We start from the raw sequence: 7,629 nt of genomic DNA on the forward strand, positions 1-7,629 counted from the left end.
CCGGCACACCGATCGGCACGACACCCGACCCGACCTGTAACGGGGCGCTGATCGTGGCATACACCGTCGTCTCCGTCGGACCGTAACCATTGATCATCACCCGACCCGACGCCCAACGATCCACCACATCCGGCGGACACGCTTCGGCCGCGACCATCAACGCCGACACCGTTTCCAGCTTTTCCGGATCCAAAACGCCCACTGCAGAAGGCGTCTGGCTCAACACCGTCACACCCTCGCCAACAACCAACGCCTCCAGCTCCTGCGGTGAGCGGGTGGTCTGCTCGGGCACCACCACCAGTCGCCCGCCGTGCAGCAGTGCACCCCAGATCTCCCACACCGAATAATCGAAGGCCAGCGACGAACACGCAGCCCACACCTGCTGCGGGCCGATCTCGATACCGACATCCATCCCATCGAACAACCGCGTCACATTCTGATGAGTGACCACAACACCTTTGGGAACACCGGTCGTTCCCGACGTGTAGATGATGTGGGCCACGTCATCAGAGGCGGGGCCCTCCTTCAGAGGAGTACCGGGCTGAGAATCGATCCGGGGATCCCCGATGTCGATCACGGACACGCCGCTCCCGCGCACTCGCTCGGCGAGGTCGGTCGTGGTGATCACCGCGACCGGCCCGGAATCGGTCAGCATGAACTCGACACGCGCGTCAGGGACCACAGGATCAATCGGCAGATACGCCGAACCCGACTTCAGAACGCCCAAGATCGCGACAACCGCGGCGGCACAACGGCTCATCATCAGGCCGACACAGGTCCCCGGGCCGGCTCCTTCGACAACCAGCAAGTGCGCCAACCGATTCGACGCCTCATCCAACTCCCGATACGACATCGAACGACCCTCAAAACTGATCGCCACCGCATCCGGAGTCCGTTCCACCTGCGCGGCGAACAACGCCGGAATCGAAGACTCCACCACCGACCCGGTCAACACCGCTCGATGACCGAATTGATCCAGCCGGGCGCTGTCAGCCGCATCGAGCACGTCCACCGCTGACAACCGCTGGGTCGGATCGGCCGTCATCCCCACCAGCAACCGCTGTAACCGCTCGATCAAGGTCTCGATGGTGGCCGAGTCGAACACGTCGGTGCGGAACTCGACGGATCCTTCGATACCGGCCGGTGTGCCGGCGTCGTTGAAACGTTCGGCCAGGGAGAACACCAGATCCATACGGGCAGTCTGAGTTTCAGCCTCCAGCCGGGTGACCCCAACGTCACCCAACGTCAGCGCGGCAGCGGGATCACTGTGCTGCCACGGCAGGTTCTGCCATGTCAGCATGACCTGCACCAGCGGATGATGGGTCAGGCTCCGCGTCGGATTGAGCCGATCCACCAGCACCTCGAACGGCACATCCTGATGCTCGAACGCCGCCAAACTCCGCCGCCGCACCTGGTCCAACAGGTCGGCAACCGTGGGGTCACCGGCCACGTCCACCCTCAGCACCAACGTGTTGACAAAGAAGCCCACCAGGTCGTCGAGCGCGGGCTCCCCCCGGCCGGCAGACGCAATCCCCACGGCCACATCAGTGCTCGCGCTCATCTGGGCCATCAGCGCCGCCAGCGCCGCTTGGACAACCATGAAACTCGTCGCGCCACGTTCGCGGGCCACCCGTGCGATCTGCTGCTGCAGGTCGGCCGGCCACTGCACCGTCACACTGGAGCCCTGGTAGTCCGCCACGGGCGGGTACGGCCGGTCCGTTGGCAGCTCCAACCGGTCCGGCAGCTCCGCCAGCTCGCCCTCCCAGTAGCTCAGCTGGCCGCTGATGACGCTGTCGGGGTCGGAAACGGATCCCAACCACTCCTGCTGCCACAGCGTGTAATCGGCATACTGCACCGGCAGGGGATCCCAATCCGGCGCCTCCCCCGCACACCGACTGGCGTACGCAGTCGCGAGATCGATGACCAGAGGGGTCACCGACCAGCCGTCGGCGGCGATATGGTGGACGACCGCCGCCAGCACGTGCTCGTTCTCGTCGATACGGAAAAGCGTTGCCTTGATCGGGATCTCGGTTGTGAGGTCAAAACTGTGACGCGCCGTATCACCGATTGATTCGTCGAGGCGGCCTGCGGGCCATCCGCCGGCGTCGATGATTCGCCACCCCGGGACAGTTCGCTCAACGTCGAGGACAACCTGCTGCGGTACCCCGTCGGACGATGTGAACACGGTGCGGAGGCTCTCCTGCCGGCCCACGACGTCTGCCAGCGCGGCGCCGAGCGCGTCAGCGTCCAGGCGTCCCCGGAGCCGCAGCGCCACCGCCATGTTGTAGATCGGCGACGGACCGTGCAACTGCTCCAGGAACCACAACCGTTGCTGGGCATACGACAACGGGACCATCGCCGGACGATGCCGCGCGGTCAGCGGAGGCCGGGCCACGCCGTCGTGGTGCCGATTCAGATAGTCGGCCAGCCCCCCGACCGTGGGCGCGTCAAACAGGTAGCGGACCGGCACATCCCGACCGAGAGCGGACCGTAGGCGCGCACAGACCCGGATGGCGATCAGCGAATCGCCGCCGAGGACGAAGAAATCGTCATCGAGCCCCGCCCTGCCGAGTCCCAGGACCTCGGTGAACACCTCGGCGACGATCTTTTCCATATCGGTCTCGGGCGCACGGAAGGAGGTGGCGACAAAGGTGGGTTCAGGAAGGGCCTTACGGTCGATCTTGCCCGAAGAGGTCAGCGGAAACTCGTCGAGCACCACGATCTGGGACGGCACCATGTATTCGGGCAGCCGATCGGCCAACCATTGACGGACCGCGGTGACCTTCGAGTTGGTGTGCGGGTCATTGGCATAGCCGCCGCGCTGCCGGGAGTCGGTGGCGGGCTGGTATAGATCGGTGAGCGCCGGCAGGGCCTGCCCGTCGGAGGTGGCGATGAAGACGGCGTCCAGTGTTCCGGGTTGTGCGCCCCAGGTGACCGCGACGTGGTATCCGGCCGCCTCGCCGAGCCGGTACACCATTTCGGGTGTGACGACGGCATCGGCGGCGCCGGTGTCGGCGTGGACGAGCGCCTCCACGATGGGAAGTCCGGCGCTCAAAGCTTGTTCGGTCACCACATCGGTGATCACCCCGGCACGGGGAATGCCACTGACCCGCACGGTGGACGGTTGCTGAGCCGTCAGCTCGGCCTGCAGTCCACTCAGGCCCGCACAATCGGTCCACGTCCAGTTCGGGGCACTGGTCAGCGAGCACACCTGGGTGGGCGACTTGTGGATGATCACGTCGTAGCGGTACCGGCTCAGCTCGTTGTCGGCTTCACCACGTTTGACCTGGATGGCGATGCCGCCCACCGATGGGTGGTCGGCTGCCCAGGTGGTGAAGAACTCCGGGGCCAGCAGTAGCTCGGGCTCGCCCAGCATCGCACGCTGTACCCGCTGGCGGATCTCGTCGGTATCGGTGCCGTTCCGGCTGCGCGCCAGCGCAATACCGGTCTGGAATGCGGCCTGCAGACTGTGGTTGCGCACGTCGCCGACGAACAATGTGCCACCCGGCGCAAGCAGATCCACTGCCTTGTCGATCACCTCGGCCAGGTACCCGGCGCTCGGGAAGTACTGGACCACCGAGTTGATCACCACCATGTCGAACCGGTTCTGCGGCAGCTCCTCGGTCATGTGCGCCGGTCGGGTGAGCAGATGCACCCGATCTCCCCACGGGTGGCCGACCACCGCCGATTGCAGCTTCTGGATGGTCGGTGCGGAAAAGTCTGTCCCCCAGTACTCCACGCACTTCGGAGCGAGCTGCGAGAGCAACAAGCCCGATCCCACGCCGAGCTCGAGCACGCGCTGCGGCCGTAGCGCCAGGATCCGGTCCACGGTGGCCGAGCGCCACTCCTCCATCTCCTGGAGCGGGATCGGATCGTCCGTGTAGCTGCTGTTCCACCCCCGGAAATCGTTGCCGAACTCGACCGTGTCGAGGTCGGCATCATAGAGCTCGTCGTAGATGCCTTGCCACTGGTCGACGACATCGGCGTCGTGGTCGGCGCTGCTGGTCTGCTCGAGGGCGATGTAGCCGACCAGGTGATCGACACCGGTGCTGCCCCGATGCACGGCCGCAGCCGCACGCGTGACCTTCGGGCACGTCAGCAGGGTGTTCTCGATCTCGCCCAGTTCCAGACGCTGCCCCCGCAGCTTGATCTGAGCATCGGCGCGTCCCCGGTATTCCAGACAGCCCGTATCGGTCCAGCGCACGAGGTCGCCGGTACGATACAGCCGCGTCCCCGGAGCGCCAAAGGGGTTGGCCACGAACCGATCCGCCGTCAGATCGGGGCGGCCCACATAACCACGCGCCACTGCGGGTCCGGCGAGATACAACTCACCGACCACCCCAACCGGGGCCGGGTTCAGCCGCGCATCCAGCACCAGCGCGCAGGTGCCCGGTACCGGGGCGCCGATGCGTACCGGCTCCCCGGCCGAGAGCGCGCTCCAGGTCGACCAGATCGTCACCTCGGTCGGTCCGTACGCATTGAACATCCGCCGACCGGGTGCCCACGCGGCCACCAACTCCGCCGGACACGCCTCACCACCCGTGACCAACGTATCCAAGCCGTCGATTTGAGTCGGGTCCAGCGTGGCCAACACGGTCGGCGTGATCAGAGCCGCGTCGACGCGCTGACCCGCCAGAACCTCGGCCAATGCCTCGCCGGCGTAGGAATCCGGCGGAGCCACCACCAACGCCGCTCCCGACGCCACCGCCCACAGCCACTCGAAGACCGAGGCATCGAACGTCGGCGCGGCCACCATCAACACCCGAGACTGCGGGGCCACGCCGAGCAGATCGTGGTGCGCAGCTGCCACACCCAGCACACCGGCGTGGCTGATCGCCACACCCTTCGGCGTACCCGTGGACCCCGACGTGAAGATCACATACGCCGCATCGTCGATATCCAACGGGGACAACCGGTCCGAATCAGTGACGCGCTCGGCGCTGTACCCGGACAGATCGACCACTTCAAGCGGAATGACGAGGTGGCCGTCGGTCCCTTCGAGCCCGCCCATGCCGCGCGTGAGCACGCATACAGCCTCGGCGGTGTCCAGTACCGTGGCGATCCGCTCGGCCGGGTGGCCGGGATCGACCGGCACGTACACCCCGCCGGCCTTGAGCACTGCCCACCAGGCGATCACCAACTCCGCGCAGCGACTGATAGCCACACCGACGGCACGCTCAGGGCCTACGCCCGCCTCGATCAACGCCCGAGCCAACCGGTTCGAGTCCTCATCCAGCTCCCGGTAGGACAGCTCGCGCGTCCCATCTATCACCGCAATGGCGTCCGGGTCAGCGGCAACCGCCGCAGCCAGCGAATCCTGCGCCAATCCCACCGGCGGGCTCACCTCAGCACCAGACCACTTGTGCAGCACGCGATCCTGCTCATCGTGATCCAGCAGGCCGATCTCACCCACGACCACCGACGAATCGGCCACCACAGCGTCGACCACGCGGCTGAACCAACCCACCAACCGCTCGACGCTGGATCGGTCATACAGATCCGTGGCATAGGCGACCGTGCCGGCCGCCATCAGCGCACCGCGGCCTTCGTCAGGCGCTGCCTTCAGTTCGAACAGCGCACTGGAGTCCCCGCTGGATATTTCTCGCAGGTCAAATTCAAGGTCGAACCGGGCGGTACGGATATCGGCGGTGACCGGCTCGACATCGAGGTCGTCCAGTTGGATTTCGGGGCGCACGTTGTTCTGGAATGCCAATGCCACCTGGAACAGCGGGTGGTGGGATGTGGAGCGCGTCGGGTTGAGCCGCTCAACCAACAGCTCGAACGGCACATCCTGATTCGCGTAGGCATCAAGTGCCTTCTGTCGCACACGTTCCAACACTTCGCTGAACGACAGCGCAGGGTCAACGCCCAGCCGTAGCACCCAGGTGTTGACGAAGAAGCCGACCAGCTCATCAAGGGCCTGGTCCGTACGACCGGCGATCGGGGTCCCCAGTGCGATGTCGTCGCCGACGCCGGCCCGGTGCAGCGCGACCGCGATCGTGGCCTGCAACACCATCGACGCCGTTGCGTTGTGCGCCGTGGCGACCGCTTTGATTCCCGCCCAGGACTCGGGATCGATGCACAGGTCAATCGCGTCGCCGCGATAGCTGAGCGCGGGCGGACGCGGACGATCCGTTGGAAGCGACACCACCTCGGGGAGGTCGGCCAATTCCCGACGCCAGTAGGTCAACTGGCTGGCGAGCACACTGTCGGGATCGGACTCGGATCCCAGCCAACCATGTTGCCACAGCGTGTAATCGGCGTACTGCACCGGCAGCGGTGACCAGGCGGGGGCCCGGCCGAGGGTGCGCGACCGATACGCCTCGCTCACGTCCCGGGCCATGGGCGCCATCGACCAGCCGTCGAAGGCGATGTGGTGCAAGACGATTCCGAGAACGAACCGTTCGGGTCCCAGGGCATAGATCTGGGCCCGGATCGGGATCTCACTGGCCAAGTCAAACGTGTAGCCCGCCAGGGCAGTCAATTCGCCGGCCAGGTCCCCTTCTGCAACCTGCACCATTGCCGGGCCGCCGCGCCGCCACAGCCCCGGCTGCGCGGGCAGCACCTTCTGCGACGGCACCCCGTCGACATCGCGGAACACCGTGCGCAGCGATTCGTGACGGGTGATCACGTCGTCGAGAGCCGCATCGAGCGCGCCGAGATCCAGTGCGCCGTTGATGCGGAACGCGATCGGCATGTTGTATGTCGCCGCCCCGTCCTCGAACCGGTTGAGGAACCACAGCCGCTGTTGCGCGAAGGACAACGGAATCAGACGAGGACGCTCCCCCGCCACCAAGGGCGCGCGCCGGTCCGAATCTTCGCCGACATGCGGCGCCAACTGCGCCACCGTCGGCGAATCGAAAAGCGTGCGCACCGCCAGACCGGCGTCCAAGGTCATGTTGACCGCCGACACGACCCGCATCGCCATGATGCTGTCGCCGCCGAGGTCGAAGAAGGAGTCATCGATACCGACGCGGTCCAGGCCGAGGACCTGGGCGTAGATATCCGCCAATACTTCTTCGGTGGCAGTGCTCGGGGCCCGATATCTGTCACCCGTGTATTCGGGTGCGGGCAGGGCGCGTTTGTCGAGCTTGCCGTTGACCGTCAACGGCAGCACATCGAGCACCACGACCGCGGCGGGCACCATGTACGCCGGCAACCGCTGCGCCAGCGCTGCCCGCACATCTGCCGGGTCAGCCGCGCCGGTGACATAGCCGACGAGACGCTTGTCACCCGGACGATCCTCCCGAACGATCACCACCGCCTGATCGACACCATCCAGATCAGCCAAAGCTGTTTGAATTTCACCCAATTCGATGCGATAACCACGAATCTTGACCTGCTCATCAGCACGCCCGACATACCGCAACTGCCCATCCGGACCCCACGACACCAGATCCCCGGTCCGATACATCCGGGCACCCACCCCGCCGAACGGACAGGCCACAAACCGAGACGCACTCAATCCCGCGCGCCGCACATAACCCAACCCGACACCACGACCGGCCACATACAACTCACCCACCACACCCGCAGGCACCGGACGCAACCACCGATCCAACACGAACAACGCCGCACCCGGCACCGGCACACCGATCGGCACCACACCCGACCCGACCTGTAACGGGC

General features: G+C 65.9%; 1 protein-coding gene. It reads right to left on the reverse strand.

All coding sequences use genetic code 11. From position 1 onward, the window contains the following. A partial coding sequence (locus QQ25_RS29585) for a non-ribosomal peptide synthetase (protein ID WP_039382887.1) occupies nucleotides 1-7,629 on the reverse strand: 7,629 nt, incomplete at both ends.

This window comes from Mycolicibacterium setense, from assembly GCF_000805385.1.
GTDB classification, from domain to species: Bacteria; Actinomycetota; Actinomycetes; order Mycobacteriales; family Mycobacteriaceae; genus Mycobacterium; species Mycobacterium setense.